General features: G+C 64.1%; 12 protein-coding genes. 6 read left to right on the forward strand and 6 right to left on the reverse strand.

What is annotated here, in order from left to right; translation table 11 throughout:
- Nucleotides 1–23: 23 nt before the first annotated feature.
- The 6 genes from FJX73_08750 to argF all read right to left on the reverse strand — a co-directional run bounded on the left by FJX73_08750 (nucleotide 24) and on the right by argF (nucleotide 7,440).
- On the reverse strand, nucleotides 24–1,166 hold the full coding sequence (locus tag FJX73_08750) for an ABC transporter substrate-binding protein (protein MBM3470864.1): 1,143 nt from the start codon (nucleotides 1,164–1,166) through the stop codon (nucleotides 24–26).
- A gap of 45 nt (nucleotides 1,167–1,211) precedes the next feature.
- Entirely contained in the window at nucleotides 1,212–2,696 is a 1,485-nt protein-coding gene (locus FJX73_08755) for a sodium:solute symporter (protein MBM3470865.1), read from the reverse strand.
- 176 nt (nucleotides 2,697–2,872) lie between these two features.
- Nucleotides 2,873–4,057, reverse strand: coding sequence for a serine/threonine protein kinase (locus FJX73_08760; protein ID MBM3470866.1), 1,185 nt, complete (start codon nucleotides 4,055–4,057; stop codon nucleotides 2,873–2,875).
- A 49-nt stretch (nucleotides 4,058–4,106) separates the two neighbouring features.
- Nucleotides 4,107–5,447 carry a GTPase gene (locus tag FJX73_08765; protein ID MBM3470867.1) on the reverse strand — a complete coding sequence of 447 codons (1,341 nt, stop codon included), beginning with the start codon at nucleotides 5,445–5,447 and terminating at the stop codon, nucleotides 4,107–4,109.
- A 36-nt stretch (nucleotides 5,448–5,483) separates the two neighbouring features.
- Nucleotides 5,484–6,407 (reverse strand): carbamate kinase, encoded by a 924-nt coding sequence (gene arcC, locus FJX73_08770; GenBank protein MBM3470868.1) that lies wholly within the window; start codon nucleotides 6,405–6,407, stop codon nucleotides 5,484–5,486.
- Nucleotides 6,408–6,438: 31 nt separating this feature from the next.
- The gene (gene argF, locus FJX73_08775) at nucleotides 6,439–7,440 is read right to left on the reverse strand and encodes an ornithine carbamoyltransferase (GenBank protein MBM3470869.1); all 1,002 of its coding nucleotides are present in this window, start codon (nucleotides 7,438–7,440) and stop codon (nucleotides 6,439–6,441) included.
- Between the two features lie 659 nt (nucleotides 7,441–8,099).
- On the opposite strand from argF, the gene FJX73_08780 reads away from it, so the two are divergent.
- The 6 genes from FJX73_08780 to FJX73_08805 all read left to right on the forward strand — a co-directional run bounded on the left by FJX73_08780 (nucleotide 8,100) and on the right by FJX73_08805 (nucleotide 14,064).
- Entirely contained in the window at nucleotides 8,100–9,302 is a 1,203-nt protein-coding gene (locus FJX73_08780; GenBank protein ID MBM3470870.1) for a hypothetical protein, read from the forward strand.
- A 171-nt stretch (nucleotides 9,303–9,473) separates the two neighbouring features.
- Nucleotides 9,474–10,733, forward strand: coding sequence for an extracellular solute-binding protein (locus FJX73_08785; protein MBM3470871.1), 1,260 nt, complete (start codon nucleotides 9,474–9,476; stop codon nucleotides 10,731–10,733).
- A gap of 21 nt (nucleotides 10,734–10,754) precedes the next feature.
- Nucleotides 10,755–11,681 carry a sugar ABC transporter permease gene (locus tag FJX73_08790; GenBank protein ID MBM3470872.1) on the forward strand — a complete coding sequence of 309 codons (927 nt, stop codon included), beginning with the start codon at nucleotides 10,755–10,757 and terminating at the stop codon, nucleotides 11,679–11,681.
- Nucleotides 11,681–12,508 (forward strand): carbohydrate ABC transporter permease, encoded by an 828-nt coding sequence (locus tag FJX73_08795; protein MBM3470873.1) that lies wholly within the window; start codon nucleotides 11,681–11,683, stop codon nucleotides 12,506–12,508. Before FJX73_08790 ends, FJX73_08795 begins: the two co-directional genes overlap by 1 nt.
- A 17-nt stretch (nucleotides 12,509–12,525) precedes the next feature.
- Nucleotides 12,526–13,530 (forward strand): amidohydrolase, encoded by a 1,005-nt coding sequence (locus tag FJX73_08800; protein MBM3470874.1) that lies wholly within the window; start codon nucleotides 12,526–12,528, stop codon nucleotides 13,528–13,530.
- Nucleotides 13,531–13,590: 60 nt separating this feature from the next.
- Nucleotides 13,591–14,064 (forward strand): helix-turn-helix transcriptional regulator, encoded by a 474-nt coding sequence (locus tag FJX73_08805; GenBank protein ID MBM3470875.1) that lies wholly within the window; start codon nucleotides 13,591–13,593, stop codon nucleotides 14,062–14,064.
- Nucleotides 14,065–14,069 lie beyond the last annotated feature (5 nt).

Here is a 14,069-nt window from a genome sequence, read left to right on the forward strand (position 1 = left end):
CGATCCTTCGAAAGCCGGTACCGTCAAGGCGCCGGCTCTAGCTCGCCGCGCGTGGTCACCATGAGCCGCTCCAGGGGCGCGTTGATCCGGTGACCGTCATCGTCGAACTCGATCCGCCCCGTAGCACCTCCGAATCCGGCCGCGCTGCGGATGAACACGCGGGCGATCTCGGCCGGATCGACCCCGGCGCGCCGCATGGCGTTGGCCATAACCCACACCCCGTCGTAGCTGTACGCGGCCCACGTCGTGGCCGCTTGCCCGGAGTGCTTGGCGCTGTACGCCTTCCGGAACTGCTGCGCGTTCTTCGTCATGTAGCCGACCTCGAGCCCGTACAGGCGGCCAGCGAGCCTTCCGGGGTTGTCTAGAACTACCTGGCTGGGGTACGCCACGTACCATGGAGCCTTGAGTCCCAGTTGATCGGCATGCCGGAACAAGATCCTCCCGTCGCTCCCATAGGGGCTCGCGATGATCGCGTCGGGGCGTTGCGACGCGACCTGTCGCACCGTGGGGCCATGGTCCAGGTCCCCGACGGCGTACTCGACGGCCGCCACTACTTGGCCACCCAGCCGGCGGAACTCGTCCTCGGCCGCCTTGCGCAACTCGCCGCCGGCGGGGTTGCTCGGCACGGCGATGGCAACCCGACGATGGCCATTCTGGAACGCCCACCGGGCCAGCTCGCGCCCGAGCACGACCGCGTCTGCGGCAACCGAGAAGACCGTCTTGCCCAGCCCCCTGGTCTCGCCCGTGCTTCCCGACGCGTCTATGACGACCACCCCCTTCGAGGCGGCGTAACCGACCCACGCCCTGAGGACGCCGCTTCGGGTGCCGTTGACGATGACCGACGCCTTGTCGGAATCAATGAGTTTGCGCGCCGCCAGCAGCGCGTTCTCGGGACTATACTTGCTGTCCTCCACTACAACGTTGAGTTTGCGAGTCCTGATGCCGCCCGCGGTATTGACCGAGTCGCTGGCGAGCTGCACACCGCGTACCGTCTCCTCGCCAACCACGGTGTCTGCCCCGGTCATGGTGCTGAGCACGCCGATGTGTATCGGTCCGGACTCACGGACGGCGCCCCCGCCGCCGCATCCGGCGGCCAGCAGCACCAGCCCGCCCAGCCCCACTACCAAGAGTCGACAGTTGGCGCGAACCCACTCGATCATGCTCATGACACACCCTCCCGGCGGACGCCCTCCCCCGCCAAACCCACCGGCCTAGTACTGCGTTGACAGCACCTCTTCGTCTGTCGGCACGTAGGTCGTCGCCTGGTGCTTGGGCGGATCCTGCTTCTGGGTGAGCAGGCTGACCGGCACCATGACAAGCAACGAGACGACCGGCGGGATCAGGGTATCCAGCCCCGCCAGGTGCTCTGGGATCTTGTAGTACAGCACCAGCCGAAGCAGCGAACCAACGACGACCGCGGCCAGGGCTCCGGAGGAGTTGGCCTTCTTCCAGAACAGCCCGAGCGTGAGCGGGACGAAGCACCCGGCGAAGACAACGTCGAACGCCAGGACCAGCAGAATGCCCGGCTCGGGCCTGACCACCGCGATGTACATCGCCAGCGCCATGATCGGAATGGCTGCCAGGCGGGTGATCCACAGGAGGCGGGCATCGAGTACATTGCGGTCCTCGGGCGTGTAGCGCCCCTGCCAGATCTTGAAGACGTTGCGCTGCATGATGTTCCGGCCCAGAACCGACGACACGCCGAGCAGCCCGCCGTCCGCCGTAGAGAGCCCCGCTGCCACCACGCCACCCATGATCAGCAGACCCACGAAGAACGGCGCGTGCTGCAGCGCCAGCGTCGGAATAACCATCCTGGCATCGGTGATGCCCGGCGCGAGTTTCAGGGCCATGAGCCCCATGAATGAGGCGGCGATGCCTACCAGCAGAGTGAACACAGCCCCATAGTAGCAAGCCCTCTGGGCCGTTTGCGGGCTCTTTGCTGCGAAGACCCGTTCCATGAAATCAAGGGCGACCACGTCCCCAAGGCCTAGAGCCAGGATGCCGGCCCAGTTCAGGAGGGCGCCGTTCTTGACCGACGTCAGCCCGCTGAGATCCATGTATCCGGCTGGAATGGCGTCCCTGAAGAACTCCCATCCGTACGTCACGAAGAAGAACATCACCGCGACGAAGAACCCGATGACCGCAGGGTAGATCTGCGCGATGTCGGTCGATACCACCGACCACAGCCCGCCCGCGATGGTATAGAAGAACACGATGAGCGAGATGACTAGCAGCGCCCGGAGATACTCCCACCCGAAGATCACCTTCAGGATCCACGCGGATCCCGCCAGGTTCCCGGCCACCAGGATGATGAAGCTGAACCCCATCAGGAGCCCTGAGAGCACCTCGACCGTGCGGTTGTACCGCCGGTAGTAGAAGTCGGGCAACGTGAGCAGGTTCAGCTTGTTCAGGGGTTTCGCGTAGAACAGCCCGGTCACAACGAGGCAGAGCGCCAGTCCGAGCGGAAACTGGAATCCCGCCCACCACCCGCCGCCGTACACGGCGCCGCCGTTACCCAGGGTCGCGTTGGCGTCCAGCGCCTGGGCCAGGAGGGTGGTGCCGACCAGGAAGAACGGCAGCCGCTTGCCTGCGATGATGTACTGCCTGCCGCTCCCCTTGACCAGATAGTACATCGCCAAGCCCAGGAAGAAGAAGACGCCCAGATAGACAGATATTCCGATCTCGTACTGTCCCACGAGTGCACCTCCTCAACGTGTTCTGCCGGGTCCGCGGTGCGGGATTCACTGACGGCCTGTTCCCCAACTTCCACGAGCGATGGCCGGAAGAATGAGCCTCGATGGAGAAGCCCACTCTGCCGGAGTGTGCACTGTTCCTTTGAACTGCGGGACTGCTTTTCGTCACAGACACCCCATCAGTAGCCCTTGACCTGCTTTGGGAAGTAGTCCTCGCAACCACCCTCTCGGTAGACATCCAGCGTCGTGCAGTGCAGGGCGCCGCCAAACGGGATTACCTTCTCGTAGGGAATCGGGACCACCTCAAACCCCAGCTTGCTGAGCTGGTCGCAGTACGCGGTCTCGTGCGCCTCGACGCAGACCGTCTTCGGGTCAATCGAGAACGTGTTCATCGAGATCCATGACTTGCCCTCGTATAGCCCTGTCAGGTAGACCTTGTTCCTGTGCACGTAGGTCGGCCTGGCCGCCGGGACCATCTCCCAATCGTTCTTCTTGAACAGCTCCCACAACTCGGGCGTGCGCGGATCCCAATCGGGATTGTACATGCACAGACCGGGCCGCAGCGGCACAAGGTTCACGTCAATGTGCCACGGATGGTAGTTGTTCGGCTTGTCGGCCTCCTTAGGGGTATCGAACAGCACGTGATGCAGCCGCAGGCCGAGCGCAGCGAACATCCGCTTCAGCCAGTCCATGCCTCCCTTGTTGGTTACGCACGAGCCCTGGTGGAAGACGTCCTTGCCGAACCGCATGGCGTCGGCGGCGTCCCAAAGGGGCTCTTTCTCGGTCAGCTGGAACTCCCAGTTGTGCAGCCTCTGCCTCTTCTGCTCGTCCGTCCAGACATTCTCGAAGTCGTAGTAGTAGTTCCGGACATAGGACTCGTCGGTCAGCATGGGCATGGGCGCCGCGAAGTGAACGACCCCGGGATCCTCTTTGAAGTACCGCTCGAAGATCGGCCGAAGGTTGAAGCGCTCGTAGATGCGGGAACGGCGGACGGTGGTGGCCTCAATGATGTAGTTGCCGTGAATCACGGTGACGTCGCGAACGTTGTTGACGCCGTGCGCGTTCAACTGCACCCAGCCCAGCGGTGACGGAAGCGGCTTGTTCATCATGAAGGGCTGAATGTCCACCCGCTCGACGATGACGCCCCGCTTCTCGAGCTGGCCCACGAAGTAGTTCATCTGCTCGTTGGCCGCATCCACCATCTCCTGCGGGAACGGTCCCCACGCCCCCAGCGGATACCCACCGTGCGGGAGGTCGTACCACCAGGCCGGCTCCGGAGCAGGAACATTCGTGCCCTCCGGCCTTCCAATGATCACCCTCTTCAGCGGGTCCCACTCGTTCCAGGAATTCACGATCTTCGGCATTGCTTCTCTCCTCCCGTTGTTGTGGTTTCAGTGCAACACCTGTCATCCTCTAAGCCAGTCCGTGCTTCCTTGCGAAATCGTCCAGGACGCCCGCAAGGTCGGGGCGACCGATCTCCTGCAGGTTGTAGTACACGCGCGTCGCGGGCTTCCTGATCTTGATGATGCGGCTGAGGTCGATCGGTGTCCCCACCACCACCGAGTCGCAGTCCGTCCGGTCTATGGTGGCCTCCAGGTCCTTCAGCATCTCCTGCCCATACCCCATTGCGGGAAGGAGGGTTCCGATGTCCGGATAGGTCTTGAAGGTCTCGACGAGCCTGCCCGTGATGTATGGCCGCGGGTCCACTAGTTCGGCCGCTCCGAACTTCTGGGCGGCAACCACGCCTGCTCCGATCCTCATGTGCCCGTGCGTCAGGGTCGGACCATCCTCTACCACCAGCACCCTCTTGCCCCTGATCATCGAGGGATCATCCACATCGATCGGCGAGGCGGCATCTATGACGACAGCACTTGGGTTTGCGGCGGCAATGTTTCTCCGGACCGTCGCCAGGCCCTCGGGACCGGCGCTGTCCACCTTGTTGATCACGACCACGTCGGCAAGCCTCAGCGTGACCGCGCCAGGCCAGAAACTCATCTCGTGTCCCGGTCGGAGGGGATCAACGATTGTCACGTGCAGGTCGGACTTGTAGAACGAGAAGTCGTTGTTGCCGCCGTCCCATAGAATCACGTCGCAGCCCCTGGGATCCTTCTCTGCGGCCCGGAGGATGGCCTCGTAGTCCACCCCGGCATAGACGACGTTGCCGCGAACCACGTGGGGTTCGTATTCCTCCATTTCTTCCACGGTGCAGTTGTGCTTCTCGAGATCGGAGAGATCCGCGAACCGCTGCACCTTCTGGGCAACGAGATTGCCGTACGGCATGGGGTGGCGAACTGCCACCACCTTGAGGCCTTTGGCCATCAACAGCTCGATGATCCTGCGCGACGTCTGGCTCTTGCCGGCTCCTGTGCGCACAGCGCCGACCGAGACCACCGGCTTCGTGCTCTTGATCTGGGTGTCCTTGGGGCCCAACAACACGAAGTTGGCGCCGGCCGCCTGCACGATGGCTCCGACGGTCAAGACGTGCTGGAAGGACACGTCGCTGTAGGAAAAGACGCAGTCGCCAACCTTCAGGTCCTTGATCAACGAGGGGAGGTCGGCTTCCGAGTAGATTGGAATGCCGTCAGGATAGAGCTCGCCGGCCAGTTCCCTGGGGTATTTCCTGCCTTCGATGTCAGGAATCTGGGCGGCGGTGAAAGCCACGACGTTGTAGCTCTTGTTTCCCCGGTAGTACGTGTTGAAGTTGTGGAAGTCCCTTCCTGCGGCGCCTATGATGATCACGTTCTTTCTCGCCATCTCTTGCCTCCGTTTCCCAAATCACATGAGTGTGACCTATCTTCCGACTTCGGTCCCCGCCTGTCCGGCAACCGCCTTGCCGATGTCCTGAAGGTGGCAGATGACGGCCCTCCCTCCGGTGCTCTCCACGAAGCCCAGGAGCGCCTCTACTTTGGGCCCCATCGAGCCAGCGGGGAAATGGCCTTCCTGAACGTATCCCTTCATCTCCTCAAGAGAGACCTTGCCGAGCAACCGCTGCTCGGGCTTTCCCCAGTGGACGGCCGCACCCCGGACATCCGTGGCTATGATGAACAGGTCCGCTTTGATCTCCCGGGCAAGCGTGGAGCTGGCTAGGTCCTTGTCTATTACCGCCTCTACCCCGCGGAGGCCTGCGCCCTCCCTGATGACCGGGATTCCGCCGCCGCCGCAGCAGATAACGATGTAATCGTTGTCCACGAGCTGCTTGATCTCGCGGTGCTGCGTGATGGCCATCGGCTTGGGCGAAGCGACAACGCGCCTGTGCCCCTTGTCGGTCTTGACCATCGTGTACGGCCGGGTTGCTGCCTCTGCCTCCGTGTAGAAGGGGCCAACCGGCTTGGTCGGGTTCTTGAACAGCGGATCGTTCGGGTCCACCTCCGTGAAGGTGAGAACCGTAATGAAGAGGCGGTCCTCGCCCGCCTCCGCCAGTGCGGCCTCGAGGGATGACTCGATCAGGTAGCCAATCTGGCCCTGGGTCATGGCGCCGACGACGTCAAGCGGCATGGCCGGAACCTCCCTGCAGCTCTCCTGCTGCAGCAGGAGATTGCCAGCCTGCGGCCCGTTGCCGTGGCTGATCACAACCCTGTGGTCTCTGGAGAGCTTGACGATCTCCCTCACGGGCATCCTGAGGTTCTCCAGTTGCTCCTCTGCTGTGCCCTTCTGCCCCTCCTGTATCAAGGCATTGCCGCCAAAGGCAATCAGCACGACCGGCTTCCTGCTCATGATCTTCCTCACATCCCAGGTATGGTGAGAGCTAGCTTCCAAGGGTGGCGACCATCACGGCCTTTATGGTGTGCACCCTGTTCTCGGCCTCATCGAACACGACCGACGCGCCGGACTCAAAGACCTCATCGGTTACCTCCATGGCCTCCAGCCCGAACTTCTGGTAGATCTCCTCGCCGATCTTGGTCTCCCGGTTGTGGAAAGACGGCAGGCAGTGAAGGAACTTCACGTTCGGGTTGCCGCTCTTCTCCATGACCGCCCGGTTGACCTGGTAGGGCTTCAGGAGGCTGATCCGGTCCCTCCAGACGTCCGCCGGCTCTCCCATGGAGACCCAGACGTCCGTGGCGATGAAATCGCATCCCCTTACGCCCTCGTCCACATCCTCGGTGAGGGAGATCCTTGCCCCCGTCTCTTTGGCGATGTCCCTTGCCTGTTCCACCAGTTGAGGATTCTGCTGGAGACTCCGGGGAGCAACGGACCGGAAGTCCATACCCGTCTTTGCGGCTCCAACGAGATAGGAATTGCCCATGTTGAACCGCGCATCCCCGAGGTACGCGAACTTGATCTGGCTCAGGGGCTTGTCGCAGTGCTCCATCATGGTGAGCAGGTCGGCCAGGATCTGGGTCGGATGGAACTCGTTGGTCAGGCCGTTCCAAACGGGCACGCCCGCGTACTTGGCCAGGTCCTCCACTATCTGCTGGCCAAACCCCCTGTACTCGATCCCGTCATACATCCTCCCAAGGACCCGAGCCGTATCCCGAATGGACTCCTTGGACCCCATCTGAGAGCCCGTGGGCTCGAGGTAGGTCACGTGGGCACCCTGGTCAAATGCCGCGGTCTCGAAAGCACAGCGGGTTCGCGTGGAGGCCTTCTCGAAGATCAGAACTATGTTCTTACCCTTGAGGCGCTGTTGCTCCGTCCCCGCATAGCGGGCCTTCTTGAGATCCAGCGAGAGATCCAGTAGAAACCTGATCTCCTGCGGTGTGAAATCGAGTTCCTTGAGGAAACTCCTGTTCCTGAGATTGAAGGCCATGACCTAACCCCTCCCCATAGACGACTTGCTCCCCTGGTCAGGCAGTATGACGCTTAGATTGTATTGCCGTAAAGGGGTTTGGATCTCTACGGAGGCCCGCAGGCCAGGCTGTGCTGCAAGGGCCTGGCAAAGGAGGTGGAGCCGTAGTGCGCAAGGTGGGTGCTTATTGTGAACCGGTGCGGACCTGCTGACGATGTGTGCGATTCAGGATAGACGGGATTGGGAAGAACAACCTGCCGGTGGAGAATTGGCTGATCCAGAAGATCCAGGAAGTCCATGGAACTCTCTACCGGTGTCATGGTTGGTATCGGCACAATCCTCGCCAGTGGCCGGAATCCGCGCATCGGGTCGCGGACCGATTTAGTGCGTCGTCTTCGACAGCGCATACCTGGGTTCCTGCCTGCCCGGCATCGCGCGGGGCCGTTGCGGAAGTGCGGCCGTTACGGAGGTTGACGGACGCGCCGCGGCGTGCTATCTTGCCCCTCGAACCACTCCTTTAAGGAGCCGTCCCGCGAGACGGACAAGGAGGAAGCGATGGCCGACGACCGCATGCTCCGCCCGCCGCGATGGCGGGCGTTTTGCTGCCGCGGCGCGGCGGCGCCAGCCCGACACCTTCCAGCGATAGTTCCCACACCAGAGAACAACACAGGAGCGTGGCGATGACCATGGACGTCCGAGTGGACACGATTGAGCACGGCAACTGGGACCGAACGCTCGAACAGGCCGCCCTCTCATTTGGCGGCTGGCTGAACGCCCACACGCACCTGGACCGGGCCAACACCTTCGCCCCCGAGTTCTTGCAGCACGCCAACATAGACCCGATGGGCGCGGCAGGCCTGTCGCTCCCCGTCAAGCAGATCCTGGTAGGTGAGCTCCACAAGGGCCTGGCCTACCAGCCCCACAGCCTCTATGACCGCATGCGGGAGGAACTGGAGCGGATGGTGGCGATGCACGTACGGGAGGCGATCTCGTTCGTGGACGCCACTCCTGACATCGGCCTGGTCGCGATCGAGCAGGCCGTGCGGCTGCGCGAGGAGTTCAGTGACCGACTGGTCCTCAAGATCGCGGTTTCGCCCATCTTCGGCTTCAAGAACCCTAAGATCAATCCCGACCGTTGGGAGGTATACAGCCAGGCGGCAGAGATCGCCGACGTGCTGGGCGGCCTGCCTTCCAGGGACCGCGGAGAAGGCCGCGTGGGCTTCGATGGACACGTCCGAATGGTCCTGGAACTGGGGAAGGCGCTGCGCAAACCCGTGCACTTCCAGGTGGATCAGGACAACGATCCCAGGGAAGCCGAGACCGAGCAGCTCGTTCAGGCGGTCAGGTGGCTGGGATCGCCTGTGGCGGACGGGGAAGACGGCCCCACGGTGTGGGCAGTGCACGCCATCTCGCCGTCCTGCTACGAGGAAAGCCGCTTCCAACGCCTGATAGAGGACCTGCTGGCCTATCGCGTGGGTGTCATCTCGTGCCCGACGGCGGCGCTTTCCATGTTCCAGTTGCGGCCCATGGCGGCGCCCCTGCACAACTCCATCGCCCGGCTGCTGGACATGATGGCCGCCGGCGTGCCGGTGCGCATCGGTACCGACAACATCTGCGACATCTTCATCCCCAACGGCGACGGCAGCGTGCGCAGCGAGGTGTGGGTGGCGGCCTCGGCGCTGCGGTTCTACCACACGCTCGTCTGGGCGAAGATCGGGGCAGGCGTTCCCCTGAACGAAGGCGACAGGGAGTGGATTCGCCAGGCCCTGCAGCGGGCGCGTGATACCTGGACGACTGTCCGGGCAGCGCTGGCACACGCGATCTCGAACGGGGACCACCAGGACCGCGTCGCGGAAAGGGCCCACTTCGCCCTTGCGCGATAGCATCCAGCCGCGCGGCGGGCCGCTGCAACGAAGCCGCGTAGAGGAAACGTGTCCCGCCGGCATGAAGAATACCGGCTAGGGGGCGGCGGCGCTTCTGCAGGCAGGGAGCCGGCGTCGTCGCGACCAGTTCCTTCTGAGGAGGGTCCGACGTTGAAGAGGATTTGGGCTGCGATCATCGTGGGCGCTGTGGTCCTGGCAATACCGGCTACGGGCCTCAGCCAGCCGCGGGTGACGATTACCTACTGGCAGTACTTCTTCGAAAGCAAGGTCAAGCTCGTGGACCAGCTCATAGCCCAGTTCGAGGCCCAGCACCCCGGCGTCAAGGTTGCCCACGAGCACTTCCCCTACGACGCATACAACCAGAAAGTGGCCAGCGCCGTTCCGGCAGGACAGGGCCCGGACGTGATCAACCTTTTCTACGGCTGGGTACCGCTCTACGTGGACAGCGGCTACCTGCAGCCGCTGCCACCCGATGCGTTCCCGCCCGTGCAGATCGAACGCGACTACGTCCCCATGATCAAGGCATCAAGGCTCGACGGGAAGTATTGGGCGATCCCGACGGCTGTGCGCAGTCTGGCCATGTTCTACAACGCCGATCTGTTCAGGGCGGCCGCGGTAGTGCGGCCGCCGGTCACCTGGGAGGAGTTCCAGGCCGCCGCCGAGCGGCTGACCGCGCGTGACGACCGCGGCCGGATTACCACGATGGGCTTCGGCGTGGCGCCTTCCGGGCAGGACCATCACCTGCTGCGCGAGGTTCTGTTCCGGCAGTGGGGCGCCTCCCCGTACAGCGCCGACAACCGGCGCGTGACCTACGCGACGCCTGCCGGAGCCGAGGCCCTGCGCTGGTACACAGAGCTGATCACCAAGTCCAAGGTGGGCGCCATTGACTTCTTCCCAGGCGCCGGTGGGTATCGCAACGCGTTCATGGCCGGCCGGGCAGGGATGATCGTTGACGGCTCTTTTGCGATCGGCGCCATCCGGCGCGGGACACGGGCCTCCTGGGGCGTCGCGCCGCTGCCCGGGCGCACGATAGGCGGGGCGCCTTCCAACTTCGGATCGTACTGGGTCCACGGCCTTACCGCGCGCGCGCAGGGACCGCGCCGGGAGGCGGCCATCCAGTTCCTGAAGTTCCTTGTTTCAGAGCAAACGCAGCGCCTGTGGCTGGACGCTGTGGGCGAGCTCCCGGCCTACAAACGGCTTGTGGAGGATCCGCGCCTGGGCGCCGACCCGGTGATGGGCCCGTTCGTCTCGGCGCTGCCCCACGCGCGCGCCACCTTCTTCGTGGACGAGGCGGCGCAGCGGCAGGTGCTGGTGGACGCGGTCAACGAGGTGGTGCTGAACAACAAGCCGCCCAGGCAGGCGCTCGAGGAAGCCGCGGCCAAGGAGCAGAAGGTCCTCGACGAGTTCTGGGCCAAGCGCAAGCGGCCGTAGCCCGGTCGCCGGACAGGCGGGATGGTTACTCAGGTGGCCGCGGCGCGTCCGCTGCGGCGAGGGCTGCGCATAGGGCAGCAGCGGGCGCTGTGGGCCTACCTTTTCCTGGCAGTCCCGCTGCTGTTCTTCGCGGGAATCAGGATCCTGCCGGCCATCTCCTCGCTGTACATCAGCGTCCACGAGTGGAACATAATCTCGCCGGTCCGTCCCTACGTCGGCCTGGCTAACTTCCAGACCCTGTCCGGCGATCCGCGATTCGCGCACGCCGCGATCAACACGGTGCGTTATGTGCTTGTGGGGATCCCGGCGCAGATGGTCCTGGGTCTTGGGCTGGCGCTCCTGCTGCAACGTATCGTCAGGTTCCGCGGCCTCTTCCGGGCCCTGTACTTCATGCCGTTCATAACGCCCATCGTGGCGGCAAGTTGGGTGTGGCAGTGGATGTACTCCCAGCACCTCGGCCCTCTAAACAAGATCCTGCTGGGGGTGGGGCTGCCGGCTCAGGGGTTCCTGCGCGATCCAGACCAGGCCCTCTACGCCGTCGCCGCGATGGTGGTCTGGCAGTACCTGGGGTTCCAGGTGGTCATCTTCCTCGCCGGCTTGGAAGCGATACCGCGCGTCTACTACGAAGCCGCCCAGGTGGATGGCGCCACCGGCTGGCGGTTGTTCTGGCGGATCACGCTGCCGCTTCTGAACCCAACCATCGTCTTCTCCGTGGTGTACAGCACGATCGTGTACCTGCAGCTGTTCACGCAGGTGCTCAACATGACGTTTCAGGACCAGGGCGGCCCGCTGGCCACCACGCTCACGCTCGTGCTCTATGTCTATCAGCTTGGATTCCAGCGGTTCAGGATGGGGGAGGCCGCGGCCGCGACCGCCATCCTGTTCGTGGTCATCCTCACGATCACGCTGCTGCAGATGAAGATCCTGTCCAAACCGGTGGAGTACTGATGGCCGGGCGGGCGCGGGGTGACCCGCGGGTCGTGCTCAGCTACCTGATCCTGGCCGCGGGCAGCGTCGTCGTGGCCTTTCCCTTCATCTGGATGGTGGCCAGTTCACTGAAGCCGCTCACGGAGATCTTCGATGTGCGCTTCCTGCCGACGCAGCCCACGCTTGAGAACTACGCGGAGGTGCTCACGCGCACGCAGTTTCCGCGCTGGTTTGCCAACAGCTTGATCATCGCCGCAATCACAACAGTGAGCGTGGCGTTCTTCGACGCGCTGGTCGGCTATGCGCTGGCAAAGCTCCAGTTCCCCGGCAGGGGCCTCATCTTCGTGCTCATACTGGCCACATTGATGATCCCCACCGAGATGCTGGTAATTCCGTGGTACATCATGTCCAGCGCCAACGGGTGGATCAACACCTACTGGGGCATCATGTTCCCTGGACTGATCACCGCCTTCGGCATCTTCTTGATCCGTCAGTTCATGTCGGGCGTGCCCGACGAGCTGCTGGACGCCGGGCGCATAGACGGCGTGGGCGAGTTCGGGCTGTTCTGGCGGATCGCCCTTCCCCAGGTCAAGCCGGCGATGGCTGCGCTGTGCATCTTCACCTTCCTGGGGAACTGGAACGCGTTCCTCTGGCCGATGATCGTGATTCAAACCCCGAACATGCGCACCTTGCCTGTCGGGCTAGCGCTCTTCTCCGGCGAGGCCGGCTCCTCGTGGAACCTGATCATGGCTGGATCGGCCCTGGCGATCATTCCTGTCCTGCTGGTCTTCCTGGTGCTCCAGCGGCAGATCATTGAGGGGATCGTCCTGACCGGGCTCCGAAATTGAGCGGAGGAGGAAAGCCCATGCCTGGCCCAGCCACCGGACTCCCGATTCCGGTGCTCGACTTCCACGCCCATTTCCCGGCCAGGCCGCCAGAAGGCCATGCCGATCCCGTGCGGGCCGAGTACGTTCGGCGCCACGGCGAGGCCAGGTGGGCCGTGGTCCAAGAGCGGCTCGATGCGGACCTCGCGGCATGGCGCGCGGCCTGGGGGTTCCCGGAACCAGAACCAGAACCCAGAGACGGTGACGCGGGGACGGCGGCACGGTGGGCAGAAGAGGTGGAACGCCACGGCCTGGCGCGCGTTGTCTTCGTGACCGGCGGAGGCAACGACCGACTGGCCACCGTGGTCGGAAGCCACCCCGACCGTTTCATGGGATTCGCGCACCACGATCCGTTTGCCCCGAACGCGGCCGCCGAGCTGGAGCGGGCGGTCGTCCACCTGGGGCTGCGCGGATACAAGATCATCGCCCCGCTGCACGAGCAGCGGCTCGACGACGGCCGGCTCGCGCCCCTGTGGGAAGCAGCGGAGCGTCTGGGGATACCGGTGCTGGTGCACTTTGGCCCGCTCCGGTACCAGGGCATCGTAGCCGGGCCCAACATCAGCCCGCTCGTGCTGCAGGACGTGGCGCGGGGGTTCCCGGGCGTCCCCTTTGTGGTCCCGCACCTGGGATGCGGCTACCCGCGCGAGCTCCTCCACCTGATGTGGGTGTGCGGGAACGTCAGCGTGGACACCTCGGGCAGCAACGAGTGGATGCGCTGGATGCCCTACGACCTGGATCTCAAATCACTGCTCCGACGGTTCCTCGACACCGCGGGCGCGGAGCGAGTCATCTTCGGCTCTGACTCCTCCTGGTTCCCAAGGGGGTTCGCGCGCCGCTACCTGGACGAGCAGTACAAAGCGTGCTGCGAACTCGGGGTCTCGGAAGATGACCTGCGGCTGATCTTCTTCGGCAACGCCGCGCGGCTGCTGGACCTCGTGCCCTGCTTCCAGGGGAGCCAGGAAGGAAGCCCGGGGGCAGCCGGCTAACTCTGCGATAGCGAAACCGCCGCCACCATAGCGCCGACAGGCGGCGTAAGGAGGCATGGCATGCGGTCACGGCTGGAGTTCGGTCGGGCCATCGAGACCCTGCGGGCATCCAGGAACCTCTCGCGCGAGGAGGCCGCCACGCTGGCCCGGATCTCCCACTCGTACCTGTCGGAGATCGAGCGGGGGCTCAAGCGTCCGTCCACCGACATCGTCACCAAGATCGCGCGTGCCTTCGGGATGAAGGGCAGCGCCTTGCTCCAGTACGTCGAGGAGCTCTCCGCTCCCCTGCCGGAAGAAGAGCCCCAGGCCCGGGCGGTGCAGCTTCCCTTGAAGCGGGGACGGCCCCTGGCTCTCTTCTCCAACGACCAGGCCGCCGCTGCCAGGCCTGGGCGCCGGCGACGCGGGCCTGCGGTCGCCGAGGACCAGGGAGACCTCTCGCTCAACGAGCTGCTGGTCATAGCCCGGCGCCTCGCCGAGAGCGACCGCGCGGCGCTGCTGCAAATGGCCAGGCACCTGCTGCGCCGCAAAGCATAAGGGGC

The organism is Armatimonadota bacterium (assembly GCA_016869025.1).
GTDB lineage: Bacteria > Sysuimicrobiota > Sysuimicrobiia > Sysuimicrobiales > Humicultoraceae > VGFA01.

Coding starts and splice junctions, on each gene's coding strand:
- FJX73_08795 (MBM3470873.1), top strand. CDS start 11,681: ATGGCCGGGCGGGCGCGGGGTGACCCGCGGGTCGTGCTCAGCTACCTG.
- FJX73_08765 (MBM3470867.1), bottom strand. CDS start 5,447: ATGGCGAGAAAGAACGTGATCATCATAGGCGCCGCAGGAAGGGACTTC.
- argF (MBM3470869.1), bottom strand. CDS start 7,440: ATGGCCTTCAATCTCAGGAACAGGAGTTTCCTCAAGGAACTCGATTTC.
- FJX73_08800 (MBM3470874.1), top strand. CDS start 12,526: ATGCCTGGCCCAGCCACCGGACTCCCGATTCCGGTGCTCGACTTCCAC.
- FJX73_08750 (MBM3470864.1), bottom strand. CDS start 1,166: ATGAGCATGATCGAGTGGGTTCGCGCCAACTGTCGACTCTTGGTAGTG.
- FJX73_08780 (MBM3470870.1), top strand. CDS start 8,100: ATGACCATGGACGTCCGAGTGGACACGATTGAGCACGGCAACTGGGAC.
- arcC (MBM3470868.1), bottom strand. CDS start 6,407: ATGAGCAGGAAGCCGGTCGTGCTGATTGCCTTTGGCGGCAATGCCTTG.
- FJX73_08790 (MBM3470872.1), top strand. CDS start 10,755: ATGGTTACTCAGGTGGCCGCGGCGCGTCCGCTGCGGCGAGGGCTGCGC.
- FJX73_08805 (MBM3470875.1), top strand. CDS start 13,591: ATGCGGTCACGGCTGGAGTTCGGTCGGGCCATCGAGACCCTGCGGGCA.
- FJX73_08760 (MBM3470866.1), bottom strand. CDS start 4,057: ATGCCGAAGATCGTGAATTCCTGGAACGAGTGGGACCCGCTGAAGAGG.